General features: G+C 43.1%; 16 protein-coding genes and 1 riboswitch. Of the genes, 12 read left to right on the top strand and 4 right to left on the bottom strand.

The genetic code is table 11. The features are described from left to right. The first annotated feature begins 28 nt into the window (after positions 1-28). Genes glpK through ACJMM4_RS04375 form a run of 3 tightly spaced genes read left to right on the top strand, consistent with a single transcriptional unit; the run spans position 29 to position 3,300 of the window. Positions 29-1,537 (top strand): glycerol kinase GlpK, encoded by a 1,509-nt coding sequence (glpK, locus tag ACJMM4_RS04385; RefSeq protein WP_405379619.1) that lies wholly within the window; start codon positions 29-31, stop codon positions 1,535-1,537. An 18-nt stretch (positions 1,538-1,555) separates the two neighbouring features. Further along, on the top strand, positions 1,556-2,497 hold the full coding sequence (locus tag ACJMM4_RS04380) for a cation diffusion facilitator family transporter (protein ID WP_405383248.1): 942 nt from the start codon (positions 1,556-1,558) through the stop codon (positions 2,495-2,497). A gap of 44 nt (positions 2,498-2,541) precedes the next feature. After that, the gene (locus tag ACJMM4_RS04375; protein ID WP_405383246.1) at positions 2,542-3,300 is read left to right on the top strand and encodes a sulfite exporter TauE/SafE family protein; all 759 of its coding nucleotides are present in this window, start codon (positions 2,542-2,544) and stop codon (positions 3,298-3,300) included. Positions 3,301-3,559: 259 nt separating this feature from the next. Here the strand turns inward: ACJMM4_RS04375 and ACJMM4_RS04370 are convergent, their stop codons facing one another. Further along, positions 3,560-4,387, bottom strand: coding sequence for a 4Fe-4S binding protein (locus ACJMM4_RS04370; protein ID WP_405379622.1), 828 nt, complete (start codon positions 4,385-4,387; stop codon positions 3,560-3,562). 11 nt (positions 4,388-4,398) lie between these two features. Then, on the bottom strand, positions 4,399-5,001 hold the full coding sequence (locus ACJMM4_RS04365; RefSeq protein ID WP_405379623.1) for a flavodoxin: 603 nt from the start codon (positions 4,999-5,001) through the stop codon (positions 4,399-4,401). Between the two features lie 202 nt (positions 5,002-5,203). Between ACJMM4_RS04365 and crcB the strand changes: the two genes are divergently transcribed. Further along, positions 5,204-5,575, top strand: coding sequence for a fluoride efflux transporter CrcB (crcB, locus tag ACJMM4_RS04360; protein WP_405379680.1), 372 nt, complete (start codon positions 5,204-5,206; stop codon positions 5,573-5,575). Between the two features lie 74 nt (positions 5,576-5,649). Here crcB and ACJMM4_RS04355 read toward each other — a convergent pair whose 3' ends face one another. Then, complete coding sequence (locus tag ACJMM4_RS04355; protein WP_405383244.1) at positions 5,650-6,915, bottom strand: FAD-dependent oxidoreductase; 1,266 nt, start codon at positions 6,913-6,915, stop codon at positions 5,650-5,652. Positions 6,916-7,181: 266 nt separating this feature from the next. Between ACJMM4_RS04355 and ACJMM4_RS04350 the strand changes: the two genes are divergently transcribed. The 8 genes from ACJMM4_RS04350 (at position 7,182) to ACJMM4_RS04315 (ending at position 12,729) form a co-directional block, all read left to right on the top strand. Continuing rightward, positions 7,182-7,403, top strand: coding sequence for a ferrous iron transport protein A (locus ACJMM4_RS04350; RefSeq protein WP_405379625.1), 222 nt, complete (start codon positions 7,182-7,184; stop codon positions 7,401-7,403). A gap of 8 nt (positions 7,404-7,411) precedes the next feature. After that, positions 7,412-9,568 (top strand): ferrous iron transport protein B, encoded by a 2,157-nt coding sequence (feoB, locus tag ACJMM4_RS04345; RefSeq protein WP_405383242.1) that lies wholly within the window; start codon positions 7,412-7,414, stop codon positions 9,566-9,568. Positions 9,569-9,599: 31 nt separating this feature from the next. Beyond that, on the top strand, positions 9,600-9,740 hold the full coding sequence (locus tag ACJMM4_RS04340) for a FeoB-associated Cys-rich membrane protein (protein WP_405379627.1): 141 nt from the start codon (positions 9,600-9,602) through the stop codon (positions 9,738-9,740). Between the two features lie 82 nt (positions 9,741-9,822). After that, positions 9,823-9,904: riboswitch (ZMP/ZTP riboswitch) on the top strand. Between the two features lie 75 nt (positions 9,905-9,979). Then, positions 9,980-11,191, top strand: coding sequence for an OFA family MFS transporter (locus ACJMM4_RS04335; RefSeq protein WP_405379628.1), 1,212 nt, complete (start codon positions 9,980-9,982; stop codon positions 11,189-11,191). Positions 11,192-11,331: 140 nt separating this feature from the next. After that, on the top strand, positions 11,332-11,481 hold the full coding sequence (locus ACJMM4_RS04330; protein ID WP_405379629.1) for a hypothetical protein: 150 nt from the start codon (positions 11,332-11,334) through the stop codon (positions 11,479-11,481). A 196-nt stretch (positions 11,482-11,677) separates the two neighbouring features. Next, the gene (locus ACJMM4_RS04325; RefSeq protein ID WP_405379630.1) at positions 11,678-11,974 is read left to right on the top strand and encodes a BrnT family toxin; all 297 of its coding nucleotides are present in this window, start codon (positions 11,678-11,680) and stop codon (positions 11,972-11,974) included. Further along, positions 11,961-12,275 (top strand): BrnA antitoxin family protein, encoded by a 315-nt coding sequence (locus ACJMM4_RS04320; protein ID WP_405383240.1) that lies wholly within the window; start codon positions 11,961-11,963, stop codon positions 12,273-12,275. The genes ACJMM4_RS04325 and ACJMM4_RS04320 overlap by 14 nt, the downstream gene beginning before the upstream one ends. A 40-nt stretch (positions 12,276-12,315) precedes the next feature. Continuing rightward, on the top strand, positions 12,316-12,729 hold the full coding sequence (locus ACJMM4_RS04315; RefSeq protein ID WP_405383238.1) for a nucleotidyltransferase domain-containing protein: 414 nt from the start codon (positions 12,316-12,318) through the stop codon (positions 12,727-12,729). A 165-nt stretch (positions 12,730-12,894) separates the two neighbouring features. Here ACJMM4_RS04315 and ACJMM4_RS04310 read toward each other — a convergent pair whose 3' ends face one another. Further along, complete coding sequence (locus tag ACJMM4_RS04310) at positions 12,895-14,238, bottom strand: GTPase family protein (RefSeq protein WP_405383236.1); 1,344 nt, start codon at positions 14,236-14,238, stop codon at positions 12,895-12,897. Between the last annotated feature and the right edge of the window lie 286 nt (positions 14,239-14,524).

Raw genomic sequence — 14,524 nt, 5'->3', positions numbered from 1 at the left:
GGTGTACGTGCTGAAAGGATGTGCAACTATGTCTGAGAAAAAATATATTATGGCTTTAGATTTGGGTACTACTAGCTGTCGTTGTATCCTCTTTAACAAGCAGGGAGAAATCTGCAGCGTAGCACAAAAGGAATTTACCCAATATTTTCCTAAGGCAGGTTGGGTAGAACATGATGCTGACGAAATCTGGGCTAACCAATTAGGCCTGATTCACGAGGCTATGGAAAAAGTTAATGCTTCTGCTGCTGATATCGCAGGCATTGGTATTACCAACCAACGTGAAACCACTGTGGTATGGGATAAAGTAACAGGCCGCCCTGTCTATAAAGCTATTGTGTGGCAGTGCCGCCGTACTGCAGAGTATTGCGACTTGCTGAAAATCAAAGGCTATTCTAATATGTTCCGCGAAAAGACTGGTCTGGTTTTGGATGCTTATTTCTCCGGCACGAAGCTGCACTGGATTCTAGAGAATGTTCCCGGTGTCCGTGAGAAGGCTGACAGCGGTCGCTTGTTGTTCGGTACCATCGATACTTGGATTATTTGGAAATTGACCGGTGGCAAGGTGCACGTAACCGACTATTCCAATGCTTCCCGTACTTTGATGTTCAATATTCATACCTTGGAATGGGATGACGAAATTCTGACCATTTTAGGCGTGCCGAAAGATATGCTGCCTGAGGTTAAACCCTCCAGCTGCGTATATGGTTATACTGACCACCGCCTTTTTGAAGAAGCGATTCCTATTGCCGGTGCTGCCGGTGACCAACAGTGCGCACTTTTTGGTCAAACTTGTTTTGCACCCGGTGAAGCAAAGAACACCTATGGTACTGGTGGCTTTATGCTGATGAATACAGGCGAAACTCCTGTAACATCTAAAAACGGTCTTGTTACTACCATCGCTTGGGGTGTGGATGGCAAGGTAGAATATGCATTGGAAGGCTCTATCTTTATTGCCGGTGCTGCCATTCAATGGCTCCGCGACGAGCTGGGCTTGATTCGTTCCTCTGCTGAGTCCGAAACTTTGGCTACCCAGGTAGAAAATTCTAATGGTTGTTATGTAGTGCCTGCTTTTGTAGGTTTAGGTGCTCCTTATTGGAACCAATACGCACGTGGCGCCATTGTGGGTTTAACTCGTGGCGTTAACCGCAACCATATTGTCCGTGCAACTTTGGAAGGTATTGCTTACCAAGTCTATGACGTATTGAAAGCAATGGAAGAAGACAGCGGTATCAAGTTGTCCTCCCTGCAGGTTGATGGCGGTGCTTGCGCTAACAACTTCCTTATGCAGTTCCAAGCGGATTTGATTGATACCCAGGTAGCACGTCCTGCCTGCGTTGAAACTACGGCAACCGGTGCTGCGTATTTGGCAGGCTTGGCTGTAGGCTTCTGGGAAAGCAAGGAAGAAATCAAAAAGAACCATATTATGGAGACTACTTTTGCTCCTAATATGGATGACGAAAAACGTCAAAAAATGCTGCATAGCTGGCATCGCGCTGTTAAAGCAGCTTGCGTACGCTTGCAGCCTGAAGAAGAATAGAGAGAAGGCTTTGGCTTTATGAACTTTGTTAACGAAGAAGAACGCATCGCCATGGTGGTGTCCTTCAACAGTATTATTGCCAATTTAGTGTTGTCCTTGGCTAAATTAGCTGCAGGCTTTATGGCTCATTCTGCAGCTATGATTTCCGATGGTGTGCATTCTGCTTCTGATGTATTCAGCACCTTTATCGTTATGGCCGGTGTAAAGCTGAGCAATAAGGCCTCCGATTCCCAGCACCAGTACGGTCATGAGCGTATGGAGTGCGTTGCTGCGATTTTGCTGGCAGTAATGTTGGCGTTGGTGGCAGTGGGCATCGGGTATAGTGGCTACGAGAAAATTTTTGCTACCGATCCGGAAGATTTAATCGTTCCTGGACAGTTGGCATTGTGGGCTGCCATTCTTTCCATTGTGGTTAAGGAAGCAATGTTCTGGTACACTAAAAATGCTGCGGAAAAAATCAACAGTGGTGCTTTGATGGCAGATGCTTGGCACCATCGTAGCGACGCCTTGTCTTCCATTGGCTCTTTTGTAGGTATTTTGGGTGCACGCATGGGCTATCCTGTTTTAGATCCTGTGGCAAGTATTATTATTTGCTTGATGATTCTCTATGCCGCTTACGAAGTGTTTAAGGACGCTATGGACAAAATGGTGGACCATAGCTGTGATGACGAAACTTGTAAGCAACTGGAAGAACTTATTGAACGAGTTCCAGGGGTAGAGCATATGGATGCGCTGCATACCCGTATGTTTGGCAGCCGTATTTACGTGGATACGGAAATCAGCGTTAAGGACAATCTTAGTCTTTTAGAGGCTCATTGTATTGCCGAAATGGTGCATACTGCTATTGAGGCAAACTTCCCTCTAGTAAAGCATTGCATGGTGCATGTTAATCCTTTAAGCGAAAAGATTCATGACGCTTGTCCTATGCTGCCGCCGGAGCTGCGTCCTAAATCTAAATAAAAGAAAAATTAGCAATAGAGTGAGAGAGTGAGTAAGGGATTGCGATGATTATTTTTGGTACATTGGCTTTAGGCTTTTTCTTGGGGCTTGTAGGTGCAGGCGGTTCCGGTATGACTATTACCCTGCTGTCCGTTGGCTACGGTGTGCCTATCCATAGCGCTTTGGGCGTTGCATTGGCAGCTATGAGCTTTACCATGCTGTCAGGCACCATCAGCCACTTCCGCGAAGGGGATGTGGATGTTAAAATCGGTGCTTTAGTAGGCGGTTTCGGTATGGTGGGTGCCTTTTTGGGCAGCCGTGTGGCTAACAGCATGCCTACGAAGGAGTTAACTGCTTTTACAGCTATATTGCTGATGTCTTCGGCCATCGTCCTTTACTTTCAGCTTTTCCATAAGGAAATGGTGCAGGCCTTTGTGGCTAAGCACGCTGCACCGACCAAAGGTGTAAAGTTCCTTATCTGTGGTGCTTGTATCGGTATTTTCAATGGCTTTTTATCCGGTGCTTTTGGCATTGGTGCTACCGCTTATATCCAAATAGCAATTATGTTGTTCTTTGGGGTGGACCTTTTCCATGCTATTGGCACAACCATGATGATTATTCTACCGATTTCTGTTTCCGGTGGTCTTGGCTATTTGCTTAGCGGGCATCTTGATTTCGGCATTTTTGTGCAGACTTTGTGTGGTCTTACGGCAGGTGCCTATGTTGGTGCGAAGTTTACTCGTTTGATACCTGCAACCTTGTTGAGGTGTTTGATTATCGGTATGCCTTTAACAGGTGGTGCCATCCTTTTTTTCAATCGCTAAAATAATACAAAATTTTTCTGAGAGGCTGTGACTTTTGTCGCAGTCTTTTTTTATATAAAATTCTAAAAAGTTTATAGGGTTATAACCGTAAAAGTTCTTGAAAAATAGAAGTTTATATGGTTATAACCGTAAAACTTTGTGGAAAGTAGAAGCTTATAGGGGTATAACCATGAAACTATTGATAAGTAACTGTTACAAACAAAAATCGAGCCGTAGGCGTGCTGCCTGCGGCTCGAAGTGTTTCTAGGGGTAGAAGCTGCTATTTAGTTTTGCTATATCTGCAGCCAAAGTAAATGCAGTTGGTAGGGCAGTGGCTTTTGCACTTACCGCAGGCGATGCATTCACTGTCGCCTATATGCTTTACATCCAAGAGGCAGTTACGGATGCAGGCATTGCAGCCAATGCATTGTTCTTTGTCCACACAGATGGCGTAGATGCTGATTTTACTAAAGAGGGCGTAGAAGGCGCCCAAGGGGCAGAAGAAACGACAAAACGCACGGTAGATGAAGATAGCTCCACCGACAAAAAGAAAGGCAATAAGCACTTTGGTACTGTTAATCAAGGCGTAACCAAAGCCGAAGCCTGTGCCTGTAGCAACCATAAATAGTCCGCTGAATAAACCATTGGGGCAAAGATACTCACAAAAAGTCGCAAGACCTTTTTCGTTAGCAACAAAATAATACAAGGGCAGGAGTATAACTGCACCTAGGAGCACTGCGTATTTTAGATAGGTGAGCTTAGCTGTATAGGAGTTTTTCATCAGCTTAGGCGTAGGTATTTTATAGAGCAGGTCTTGCAGTAAGCCAAAGGGGCAGAGCCAACCGCAGATAATGCGCCCCAAAAGTAACGCTATTAGCATAATACTGGCTAGTGCGTAAAAGGGCAGGCGCATTAAACCGCTACCAAAAGCGTACTGCAATGTGCCTACAGGACAGCCTGCTATGGCACCGGGGCAGTAGGCGCAGTTGAAGCCGGGGACGCATACCTTGCCTGCAGGAATGATTTTGCGAGGAAGATTGCTAAAAAAGTTAGCGTTATAAAGAATACTGGCACAAAATTGAGTAAGCATTCTGCTGAGTTCTAACATAGTTTTACACCTTAAAAACCGTATTTGCTAAGCCATTTTTCGGTGCCGTCAGTATCAGTGGAATAGAGAAGCAAACCTTCGCTGAATTTAGCATTGCTCAGTGCTTTTGCTAAACCGGGAGTACTTTCGCCAATGGGACTGCCACCGCTGGTGCAGAAGGAAATGACAGTTTTACCGCTTAAATTGTTTTGTTCGATAAAGGTATAAATCGCCATGGGAGCATCATGCCACCAAATAGGGAAGCCCAAGAAAACGACGTCATAATCTTTGATGTTGTCCACCTTGCCTTTAATGGGCGGGTGAACGTTTTGCTCTTTTTCTGCTTTAGCAACTTCGGTACATTGACGATATGCAGAAGGATAAGGGGTGATAGTTTCGATTTTAAAGAGGTCGCCTTTGGTTTTGGCTTGGATATCTTTAGCAACACGCTCTGTTTGACCGCTGTAGGAGAAGTAGGCAACAAGCACTTTCTTACCTGCTAAAGAGTTTTCTGCAGGTGCGGCACTAGCGGTTTTAGTGGCAGTGGCACTAGGCGTAGAATTGTTATTGCCTCCGCAGGCAGTAAGACCTAGAATACAGAAGGTAGTAAGAAGCATAGCTAAGAACTTTTTCATGACAAATCGACCTTTCTTTATTAATGTTTAACTTCATTATACAGGTTAAAGTTCACTTTAAGTCAAGAGGTATTATGTGAAAAATATGTTGTATTTTCTAGAGTTTTTAGCAAATCGTATACTTGCTATCTGATGTAGTAGGAGCGTATAATGTACCTATCGCATTTACAAGAAAGTTATACATACGGAGAGTGATTGTTTGATGAATTTATTGGCTGTTGGTTTAGGTGGCGCTTTGGGTGCTATTAGTAGATATTTGGTGGGAAATATAATTAGTAAAGCCTGTGGTAGCAGTCTGCCTTGGGGTACTTTTGTCATCAATGTTTGTGGCTGTTTTGCCATGGGCCTTTTGATGACCTTGATTGTAGATAGGGGGATGTTGCCTGCTTCCTGGCGTTTGTTTCTCTGCGTAGGTCTGCTTGGTGGCTTCACTACTTTTTCCTCTTTTGGCTATGAAACCCTGATGCTCTTGGCTGAAGGGCGTGTGCTACCTGCTTTTGCCTATGCAGGAGGAAGTATTCTCTTTGGCTTGGGGGCCGCGGCAGTGGGCGTGCTATGCGCAAGGATGGTGTAAATAGTAGTACTTCAAAATTAGAGCCGTAGGTTCTGCTTAATGGTAGCACCTACGGCTTTAGTATTTTCTTGCTATTAAAGGTTGCGCAGATAGTGGATTGCACTTTGGGCAGCAATAGCGCCGTCATTAGTGGCAGTAACTACTTGGCGCAGAACTTTGTCGCACACATCACCTGCACCGTAAATTCCGGGGATGGCAGTGGACATATCATTCTTGACCAATAGATAGCCTTTGTCATTAGTGATACCTAAATCATGGCAGAACTCCGTAGCAGGATCCGCACCGATATAGGGGAAGATACCTTTAGCCGGAAGCGTTTTTACTTTTCCACTTTGCTTATCTAGCACTCGCATACCGGCAACACGTTCATTTTCAATAACTACCTCTTGGGGAACATGCCAATTCAGTACGGTGATCTTGGGATGAGCAAGTACTTTATCCTGCACGATTTGCTCCGCAACGTATCTGTCGCTACGGACTAATATGGTTATATGGCTGGCAAAATCCGTCAGATAAAGAGATTCTTCAAAGGCAGCATTGCCTGCGCCCACAACAATAACAGGCTTGTTGCGGTAGAAGGCTGCATCACAGACAGCGCAGAAGCTGACGCCACGACCAATCATTTCTTCTTCGCCGGGAATGTGCAGTAAGCGTTCCACCGTTCCTGTAGCAATAATAACCGTAGGCGCAGTAAATTTGCGACCGCTACTGCAGTGGACAGTATGCAGTTTGTCTTTTTGCGTAATGCCCTCCACTTTTTCGTAAAGGTAGTTGGTGCCTAAAGCCATAGCCTGTTCATAGATGTCGTAAGCAAGTTGGGAGCCATTGACACTTTTTAAGCCAGGCCAGTTTTCCAGTTCGAAAGTTTTGATAAGCTTGCCACCGGGGGCAAAGGCTTCTAAAATCAACACCTTGAGGCCTGCACGACGAGCGTAGATTGCAGCAGTAAGACCGGCTGCACCGCCACCAATGATCACCATATCGTAGTTTTCTTCCGGCTCAGGCTCCGTAGGTGGTTCCTGTCCTAACAATTTTTCTAGGCGAGGCTGTAGGCGTTCTAAGGGAAGAAAGCCTGTATAGCGGTCTGCAATCTGTCCGTCCTTGATGAAGAAAAGGCCGGGGATAATAGTTACGTCCATTGCTTCTGTCAGCTCAGGCTCTTGATCAATATCTATCTTGACGATGTCTATACGGTCACCCATGTGTTTTTCAATATCATCTAAGACGTAGCTGAGCATTTTACAAGGTCCGCACCAAGTTGCGTAAAAATCTGCTAGAAAGGTACGCTTTTCTGCCAGCATTTGTCTAAACTGCGTTGCATTTACGTGCAAGATTGCCATTTATATCACTCCTTTAGGATAATAATTCTTTCTGCCTTCATTATACTATAATTTGTCAGCGTTATTTGTGAAAAAGTTAGGGAAAGTTTTGCGTAAAGCGTAAGCTAACTATATTGCGAGATTAGCTGTGACATTTATGAAAAATTCTTGACAAAAGAAAAGCTCATGTTGTACAATAAATTATGTAGTTAGCGAGTGTTAACTACATAATTTTTGACGATGAGTTAGCTTGTGCTTACTGCTGCGGAAAGAGGTGCGATAGATTTATGATGACGTTAAAAGATGTGTCCGTTGGACAAAAGGCAAAAGTTGTGCGGTTAGAGGGCGAAGGTCCTCTGCGTCGCAGAATTATGGATATGGGTGTGACTAAGGGCGTAGAAATTTATGTACGTCGCGTTGCTCCGTTCGGAGATCCCATGGAGGTAACACTGCGTGGTTATCAATTGAGCTTGCGTAAAAGTGAAGCAGAAAAGATTATTGTGGAGTGAGGTAGAAAATGCAGCAATATAAAATCGCTTTAGTTGGCAATCCTAACTGTGGCAAAACAACCATGTTCAACCAATTGACCGGTGCCCGTCAATATGTTGGTAACTGGCCTGGTGTTACTGTAGAAAAGAAAGAAGGCTCCCTGCAAGGTAGAGATGACGTTATTGTAACCGACTTACCCGGTATCTATTCCCTTTCCCCTTATACATTGGAGGAAGTAATCGCTCGTGATTATTTACAGAAGAGCAATGTGGATGCCGTCCTGAACTTGGTGGATGCTTCCAATATGGAGCGCAACCTGTATCTGACTACCCAGCTTTTGGAAATGGGCATTCCTGTTGCTATCGCTTTAAATATGATGGACGTAGTCCGCAAGTGCGGTGATAAGGTCAATGTGGAAGCTTTAGCAAAGGAGCTGGACTGTCATTTAGTAGAAACTAGTGCTTTGACCGGTGAAGGTACAGCGCAGGCAGCACAAATTGCACTGCAGCAGGCAGGCGGTCCCGCTCCCAAGTATTTACGCTTTAGCACGTCTGTAGAAGAGGCGTTGGTGCAGATTGTAGCTTTGGCTGGCGATAAAATCGATGGTCTTGCTAAGCGTTGGTTGGCAGTAAAAATTTTCGAGCGTGACAGAAAAGTGTTGGCAGCGCTGCAGTTGCACAAAGACGTGCGTGCAGAAATTGAAGAAGTAATTGCTGCTTGTGAAAAGCACATGGCTGATGATAGTGAAAGCATTATTACTAATGAGCGCTACACCTATATTGAAGGCTTGATGCGTAAATGCGTAGTGAAGGCTAATGTTGGTCGTACTATGTCTGATAGGATTGACGCTGTTGTTACCAATCGCTTTTTGGCATTGCCGATTTTTGCAGCAGTAATGTTCTTGGTATACTATATTGCCATTGAATCCTTGGGTACGATTGTAACGGACTTTACTAACGACACGCTGTTTGGCGAGTGGATTATGCCTTGGGCTGCAGAAAAATTGGAGGCCCTGGGTACGGAAGAGTGGATGATTTCCCTTGTTGTTGATGGTATTATCGGCGGTATTGGCGCACCTGTGGGTTTTGCACCCCAGATGGCGATTGTCTTCCTGCTATTGGGCTTCTTGGAAGATTGCGGTTATATGTCCCGTATCGCCTTTATCATGGACCGCATCTTCCGTCACTTCGGCATGAACGGCAAAAGCTTTATTCCTATGCTGATTTCCACAGGTTGCGGCGTACCCGGTATTATGGCAAGCCGTACTCTGGAAAATGAGCAGGACCGCCGTTTGACTATTATGACTACTACCTTTGTACCCTGTAGCGCTAAATTACCTGTAATTGCCCTGTTAAGTGGTGCTATTATGGGTGGCGAATGGTATATGGCTCCTTTAATGTACTTTATCGGTTTCTTTGCAGTAATTATTGCCTGCATCATTCTCAAAAAGAGCGAGCTGTTTGCAGGCGAGGCTGCTCCTTTCGTTATGGAGATGCCTCCTTATCACATGCCTTTGGCGAAGAACCTGTTCCTGCATACTTGGGAGCGCGTGTCCGAGTTCCTGAAAAAAGCAGGTACTGTTATCTTCCTGTGCTGCTTGGCAATGTGGTTCTTGGCATCCTGTGGTATTGTGGATGGCGGCCTGACGCTGGTAGAAGAAACGGAGCAAAGTTTTATGGCTGTGATTGGCGGAGCTTTGGCACCAATCTTTGCACCTTTAGGATTCAACAGTTGGCAGGCAGTGGCTGCAGCTTTCAGTGGTTTTGTGGCCAAAGAGGCAATTGTTAGTACCATGGCTATCTTGGCAGGTTTGGGCGAGGCTACGGAAGCAGAGCCTGATTTGTGGGCATCTGTTATGGCAATGTTCCCCAATGCGGTGGCAGCCTTTTCCTTCCTGATTTTCAATTTGTTGAACTCTCCCTGCTTGGCAGCGATTTCTACCATGAGCCAAGAAATGAACAGCAGAAAGTGGACTTGGGCGACTATCGCCTTCCAAAACTTGTTTGCTTACACCATCTGCTTGATTGTGTACCAATTAGGTAATGTGTTTGTAGGCGGTGCAGAGTTTGGTCCGGGGGCAGCAGTGGCTTGTGTGCTGTTAGTGGGCTTCATCTACTTGTTGCTGCGTCCGGCGCAAGGTAAAACAACTAATGGTAAATCTACGTTAAGTGTTGATGTACACTAAGATATAGCAATGAATTTCTGGAGGTGTGATTATGGCAACTTTGATTGTTGGTTTAATTATAGCCGGTGCGGCGTATTTGGCTTATAAGCTGACTGCGGAAGCACACAAAAATGGCAAGTGTGTGGGCTGCGGCTCTTGCGGTAAAGGTGCCTGCCCATTAAGAGGAAAATAAACAACATTTAGATGGTATTGTAAAATTTTCCACAAGATATTGACAATTGCATATTATAGGCTATAATAAACGTATAATTTAACAGGCAATGCAGATCCTGACGGATGAGTGGAGCTTACCACGTGGACTGCGTTGTGATATGGCCGACCGTCTGGGCAAGCAGCTGCTGCCCAGACTTTTTTATTGGGCGGAGCTGCTAGGTTTATCTATTTTTGATGTACAGAAAAGGGGTATTCGCAATGCAGCAACGCAAAAACAAATGGCTCATCGTTCTCGCCGCTATCGGCATCCACATTTCCATCGGTTCCGTTTATGCTTGGAGCGTCCTTACGCGTCCCATTATGGAAACTATGGGTTTTACTATGCAACAGGTTACGTGGGCTTTTTCTCTGGCAATCTTGTTTCTAGGCACTTCTGCAGGTTTTTTAGGTACTTGGGTAGAACGGCACGGTCCGAGGGTTAGCGGTTTAGTGGCTGCGGCCTGCTTTGGCAGTGGTATGCTGGGGACGGCGTGGGCGTTGAGCTGCCAAAGTTTAACCATGCTTTACCTTTGCTATGGCGTTATTGGTGGCGTAGGCTTGGGGGTGGGGTATATTACACCTGTGTCTACGTTGGTGAAATGGTTCCCTAATAACAGAGGCCTTGCTACCGGACTTGCCATTATGGGCTTTGGGTTTGCTAGCTTGCTCGCAGGACCTTTGATGCAGATGCTGATAGCAGCTTATGGTTTGGTAAACAATTTTATCATTATGGGCTGTGTCTATGTGGTAGTCATTGCTTGTTCTGCTTTGTATTTGGAGCCTCCGCAAATTAATGTGCAAGCAGCTAAGGGAACCCATAAAGCACAGCTGCCGGAGAATCTGCCGCGACAATATACAGTAAAGGAAGCAATGCGCACTTGGGAGTTTTACGCTTTGTGGTTAGTGTTCTTCCTTAATATTACCTGTGGTATTGCTTTACTGGCAGTGGCTTCTCCCATGGCGCAGGAGGTAATCGGCATGACGCCTATGGCAGCGGCTTCCATGGTAGGTATCATTGGTATTTTGAACGGTGGCGGACGTATTTTTTGGTCCACTGTTTCTGATTATATCGGCAGGAAGAACACTTATATTGTCTTTTTCGTTATTGAAGTCTTGGCGTTCTACCTTTTGGCAGGCGTAAAGGATAGCTTAGCTTTCCAACTTTTGCTCTTTATCATTATTACCTGCTATGGTGGCGGTTTTTCTTGTATGCCCGCATATTTAAGCGATTTGTATGGTACGAAGCAGTTAAGCGCCATTCATGGTCGCGTTTTGACTGCGTGGGGCTTGGCCGGTATTGCAGGGCCTTTACTGCTCTCCGTTCTGCATGAGTGTACCCATAGCTATACGGTGCCTTTATATTTCTTCAGCGGCTGCTTTGTGGTGAGCTTAGTCGTAGCAGTGCTGCTGAAATTGAAAGGTGGCAAATAGCGGATTTTACTACCTTTTAACATTACACTGACCTTATTTAATTTTTGTTTAATATTAGGATGTTATCCTATGAATAAATTAAGAGATCAGCATTTAGTGATAAGCACGAATGCGTAAATCTGCGGAGGTAGGATACTACTATGAAACTCTATAAAGATGATGTAATGTTTTTAGGTTTAGCAATGGTATTGTTAGTTAGCGTTATGTGCTTAGGTGATACAGATAGCAGTTTTGGTCAAGCACTCTATACTGCATTGGACTTCGTTGCTAGCGAAACACCGCACGTGTAGGACGAAATACGAAAATATATTTACAATTTGAATATAAGATGATATAATCAATGTAGTTGCACTGCATGCTGCACTCTGCAGTTGTATTGCCCGATTGTTTAAGTCGGTAGCTGCCCGCTGAGCTTTCAGCGGGCTTTTTTGTTTTTGTAGCATATAAAAAGTATTGTAAAAAGTAATACGAAAGGTTATACTTATTATGGATAGACAAGAAGAAGTTCAAGGTCGTCTGTTTGAGTGGGACGAAGCAAAAAATAGTATCAATATCAAAAAGCATGGCATAAGCTTTGATTTAGCCGCCTACGTTTTTGCTGATGAAAATAGAATAGAAATTTATGATGAAATACACAGCATTGACGAGGATTGCTATATTGTGATTGGTGTTGTAAATAAAGTGTTGTGTGTAATTTGTACTGAGAGAAATGATGCCACAAGGATTATTTCAGCACGGTTAGCTACGGTGAAGGAAAGGAGAATGTATTATGGCGATAACTAGAAAGGTAATTGATTTAAATGCTCCTGTTCCACAGGATTTACTTAAAGAACTGGAATTAGCTGCACAAAAACCTGCTATACCTGATGCAGATTGTCCTGAGCTGACGGATGAACAGTTGGAGCAGCTTGCGAAAATGGTTAGAAAACAAAAGTCAGAACGGGTAAAGAAGGTAGTATCTCTTCGCATTTCACCTGCAACATTGGAAAAGGCACAACGGTTGGGAAAAGGTTATACCGGTGTGCTAAGTAGAATACTGGAAAATGCATTAAATAATCCTGAACTGTTGAAACAATGCTTATAAGTGATTGGGCGATATTTCTAGCGTTACCGGAGGTGGAACAATGGATACAAGACAGTATTTATTGCAGCGTAAAAGTCCGAATTGGAAATTTTCTTTTATTGTTGATAAAGATTCATTTATGAATGTTAATAGAGTTCACCCGTTGAAGCAAAAGATTGTACAATCTATAGTTGCAGCAGCAAAAGAAGATAAAGAAGTTAAGAGGATAATCATCTTTGGAAGTTCTGTTAGATATGATTGTGATATTGATAGTGATTTAGATATTTGTATCGATTGGAAACAGGATTGCTATGACGCAGACGGGATTCTTAAACCGTTTACTAGGAATATGCGTAAAATAATCTCTGCTGTGACCAAAGGGTTGGCTGACGTAGTCAATTATCAGTATGTAGCGGGAACTGATATAGACGAAGCTGTCGAGAAGGGAGTTGTTGTGTATGAGTACAATGTATAGTCGTTCTGTTGTTATGTTGGATCAAGCAAAAACTGCACTTTCTAAAGTGGCTGACGATGATGCATATTTACGCAGATAAGAAACACAACAATATGGATATAAACAAAAATCTCACTTATCCAAGAAGCGGATAGGTGAGATTTTTTGATTTATATGGAGAGTTTGTTATTCAGCTTGAGAGGTAAGATTTTCGCTTTTTGTTTTTTCAAATTTTTCTTTTGCAATTTTAATAGGTTCATCATCAATATAATATGCAATAGCAGCTTCGCCGATTGCGAGAGTTCCATTTTTAGCAATAAATGCACTAACAGCAGAGCCGACACCAGGGAAGATTTTTGATGCTTGTTGTGCTAATAATTTAAGTGCAAAGCCAACTCCGGTCATACCAACCAAACTAAAGATAAACTCCATTGCAGTCTCAATAGATAGATTTCTGCCACTGAGAGAGGCTATTGTGGCTACTAGTAGGCTTTGCAATAGCAGAAGTATGTAAATATCTGATAATGGAATAGGAGAAAGGGCAATACATCCAGCTAATGTCGCAAAAATGTTATTCAGACGGTCAGCTAATTTATGAACGAAATCGTTAAGTCTAATTGCCATCATAAGTCCCATCCGTGCTTCATAACTATTAAGATTTTCTAATAAAATATCATGTAATTTATCTATTTGGTATCTGCCGTCAAAAGAAATTTGTAAATTTTCTACATCGGATGTTGATAATTCACTAATTTCATCAACATCTATTTCTCTGCCATCGGATCTTGCCCATTCAATTAAAGAAGATACTGCGATGATATGAGTATCAGCAATTTCCAATCCGTTTTCATTAATAATTTCTTTATAGTACTGTTTCATTTCAGTTATTTTTTCAATTTTTTTTGCAGAATATTCATTTGGATCCTTTTGCCTAGATGGAGCCATTTCATCTGATTTGTTGATTGCTACAATAATTGGGAGAGCAAGCTTGTTTTTTGCTTGATAGTCATTATTAAGCTTTTTTAAAAATTCTACATCTTCGCTGATATCATCACGACGGGTGCAGTTGAGCATAAAAATTGTTAAATCCGGAGAAAACTTTCTGATTTGTTGCACAAGCACATCTTCAGCAGTAATTGACTCATCAAGTTTCTTTGATTCGGCAATACCTCTAGTATCGTAAACATCCATCAATACACGATCGCCATGTTTGCATTGGTAGGCTTGTGCACTTTCTGTACAGCTACGTGTATCGCTTACTTTTGCTACATAGGCACCGCAAAGAGCATTGACAAGACTGCTTTTGCCAACTCCTGTTCTGCCCATGAGTAAAATTCTTGGCGGTCTATGCTTGTCTATACCATCCATGATATTTTTTAACTCTTCATCATCAAGTATAGTACTTTTCAAAAGCTTTTTTACATCTTTAGGAATAATGTCGGGCAATTCTTCAATCAGCTTGACTGTTTGCTTATAGAAGTTTTTTAGGTTTTGTAATCTTTCTTCAACTACAGTGTATTCATCTTTCATAACCATAACCTTCCTTCCGTGTATACATTGGCAGAAACTATATTTTCCACTACGTAAATTGTAACATTTTTACCCCCCCCAGACAAGATAGCTTGTGGTAATAAAGGAAAAAAGATTTTTAGAATGGGATAATTTCCTAGAGTGCTTTGAGGTGGTCCCCTAAAGTTGGACACGTCAAGAACGCAAAAAATTATTTTTGGTTTTCTTGAAAATCGTGTTATTATTATTTTAGGAGGCTCACAATATGGCTAGAGGAATTTTAACAGAAGAAGAAATTAAGATCCTT

The organism is Phascolarctobacterium sp. (genome assembly GCF_045124115.1).
Lineage (GTDB): Bacteria > Bacillota > Negativicutes > Acidaminococcales > Acidaminococcaceae > Phascolarctobacterium_A.
The sequence above is the reverse complement of the archived record's forward strand: the minus strand, read 5'-3'. Positions and strand labels throughout refer to the sequence as shown.

Bases quoted from the DNA above. Each gene is read 5' to 3' on its own strand.
- ACJMM4_RS04370 (WP_405379622.1), bottom strand. From the start codon at position 4,387: ATGTTAGAACTCAGCAGAATGCTTACTCAATTTTGTGCCAGTATTCTT.
- ACJMM4_RS04325 (WP_405379630.1), top strand. From the start codon at position 11,678: ATGGATAGACAAGAAGAAGTTCAAGGTCGTCTGTTTGAGTGGGACGAA.
- ACJMM4_RS04335 (WP_405379628.1), top strand. From the start codon at position 9,980: ATGCAGCAACGCAAAAACAAATGGCTCATCGTTCTCGCCGCTATCGGC.
- ACJMM4_RS04320 (WP_405383240.1), top strand. From the start codon at position 11,961: ATGGCGATAACTAGAAAGGTAATTGATTTAAATGCTCCTGTTCCACAG.
- ACJMM4_RS04315 (WP_405383238.1), top strand. From the start codon at position 12,316: ATGGATACAAGACAGTATTTATTGCAGCGTAAAAGTCCGAATTGGAAA.
- ACJMM4_RS04380 (WP_405383248.1), top strand. From the start codon at position 1,556: ATGAACTTTGTTAACGAAGAAGAACGCATCGCCATGGTGGTGTCCTTC.
- ACJMM4_RS04310 (WP_405383236.1), bottom strand. From the start codon at position 14,238: ATGAAAGATGAATACACTGTAGTTGAAGAAAGATTACAAAACCTAAAA.
- ACJMM4_RS04330 (WP_405379629.1), top strand. From the start codon at position 11,332: ATGAAACTCTATAAAGATGATGTAATGTTTTTAGGTTTAGCAATGGTA.
- ACJMM4_RS04375 (WP_405383246.1), top strand. From the start codon at position 2,542: ATGATTATTTTTGGTACATTGGCTTTAGGCTTTTTCTTGGGGCTTGTA.
- feoB (WP_405383242.1), top strand. From the start codon at position 7,412: ATGCAGCAATATAAAATCGCTTTAGTTGGCAATCCTAACTGTGGCAAA.
- ACJMM4_RS04340 (WP_405379627.1), top strand. From the start codon at position 9,600: ATGGCAACTTTGATTGTTGGTTTAATTATAGCCGGTGCGGCGTATTTG.
- glpK (WP_405379619.1), top strand. From the start codon at position 29: ATGTCTGAGAAAAAATATATTATGGCTTTAGATTTGGGTACTACTAGC.
- ACJMM4_RS04355 (WP_405383244.1), bottom strand. From the start codon at position 6,915: ATGGCAATCTTGCACGTAAATGCAACGCAGTTTAGACAAATGCTGGCA.
- ACJMM4_RS04365 (WP_405379623.1), bottom strand. From the start codon at position 5,001: ATGAAAAAGTTCTTAGCTATGCTTCTTACTACCTTCTGTATTCTAGGT.
- crcB (WP_405379680.1), top strand. From the start codon at position 5,204: ATGAATTTATTGGCTGTTGGTTTAGGTGGCGCTTTGGGTGCTATTAGT.
- ACJMM4_RS04350 (WP_405379625.1), top strand. From the start codon at position 7,182: ATGATGACGTTAAAAGATGTGTCCGTTGGACAAAAGGCAAAAGTTGTG.